Consider the following 1190-nt stretch of genomic DNA (forward strand, 5'->3'; position numbering starts at 1 on the left):
TATCGAATTCTATTTCAAAAAACAACTTAAAAGAGAATCTAGTTTTGCAAATTCTACAACTTTTTGTACTTCAAAAATATTTTGTGCTCACAAATAGTTTTGTAAAACAAAAAAAAAAAAAAAGTTCCACATTCGTGAAACTTTTTTTATTAATTAATGGTGAGCGCACAGGGATTCGAACCCCGGACACATGCCTTAGAAGGGCATTGCTCTATCCAGCTGAGCTATGCACCCATTATTATATGGAGCGGGAAACGAGATTCGAACTCGCGACATCGACCTTGGCAAGGTCGCGCTCTACCACTGAACTATTCCCGCATATTTTCAAGAATTACCTTTGGATATTACTTATCAAAGGTCAATCATTATTATTTTAGTTTGGCGACCTGGAAGGGGTTCGAACCCTCGACCTCCAGCGTGACAGGCTGGCATTCTAACCAACTGAACTACCAGGCCGCAAATGGTGGGATTAACAGGGCTCGAACCTGTGACCCCCTGCTTGTAAGGCAGGTGCTCTCCCAGCTGAGCTATAATCCCACGATTTTCTGGAGCGGGTGAAGGGGATCGAACCCTCACAGCTGGCTTGGAAGGCCAGAACTCTACCATTGAGCTACACCCGCATATGTAATTGGTGACCCGTAGGGGAATCGAACCCCTGTTACCGCCGTGAAAGGGCGGTGTCTTGACCGCTTGACCAACGGGCCTTTGTTTTAATGGTTGCGGGGGCAGGACTCGAACCTACGACCTTTGGGTTATGAGCCCAACGAGCTGCCAACTGCTCCACCCCGCGATATTAGTTTGTTTGGTATTAAATGCCGAAGACCGGAATCGAACCGGTACGAGAGGTAAVTCCCGCAGGATTTTAAGTCCTGTGCGTCTGCCAATTCCGCCACTTCGGCTTTGTWATGGCTCCAAGGGAGGGACTCGAACCCTCAGCCTATCGGTTAACAGCCGAGTGCTCCACCGTTGAGCTACCTTGGAACAATACGTGGCTACGTCTTACTCTCCCAGGCAGTTTCCCACCAAGTACCATCAGCGCAAGAGAGCTTAACTTCTGTGTTCGGAATGGGAACAGGTGTATCCTCTCTGCTATAGTAACCACATAATCTTTAAATTAGAGTTAGTACTCTAAAAACTACATATATAATTTAGTAAATCATCTAAAATCAGGTCAAGTCCTCGATCTATTA

General features: G+C 46.0%; 9 tRNA genes and 1 rRNA gene. All 10 read right to left on the minus strand.

From position 1 onward, the window contains the following. Positions 1-157 precede the first annotated feature (157 nt). Positions 158-234: transfer RNA gene (locus T473_RS0115680), tRNA-Arg, on the minus strand. Positions 235-243: 9 nt separating this feature from the next. Further along, positions 244-318: transfer RNA gene (locus T473_RS0115685), tRNA-Gly, on the minus strand. Positions 319-379: 61 nt separating this feature from the next. Continuing rightward, positions 380-456 (minus strand) — tRNA-Asp (locus T473_RS0115690). A 5-nt stretch (positions 457-461) separates the two neighbouring features. Beyond that, positions 462-537, minus strand: a tRNA-Val gene (locus tag T473_RS0115695). Positions 538-546: 9 nt separating this feature from the next. Next, positions 547-620: transfer RNA gene (locus tag T473_RS0115700), tRNA-Gly, on the minus strand. A gap of 9 nt (positions 621-629) precedes the next feature. After that, positions 630-704 (minus strand) — tRNA-Glu (locus T473_RS0115705). A 10-nt stretch (positions 705-714) separates the two neighbouring features. Beyond that, a tRNA-Met gene (locus T473_RS0115710) sits at positions 715-790 on the minus strand. 23 nt (positions 791-813) lie between these two features. After that, positions 814-899, minus strand: a tRNA-Leu gene (locus T473_RS0115715). Between the two features lie 7 nt (positions 900-906). Next, a tRNA-Asn gene (locus tag T473_RS0115720) sits at positions 907-981 on the minus strand. Between the two features lie 5 nt (positions 982-986). After that, positions 987-1103, minus strand: a 5S ribosomal RNA gene (rrf, locus tag T473_RS0115725). Positions 1104-1190 lie beyond the last annotated feature (87 nt).

The sequence above is a fragment of the Clostridioides mangenotii TR genome, from assembly GCF_000498755.1.
In the GTDB taxonomy this organism is placed as follows: Bacteria; Bacillota; Clostridia; order Peptostreptococcales; family Peptostreptococcaceae; genus Metaclostridioides; species Metaclostridioides mangenotii_A.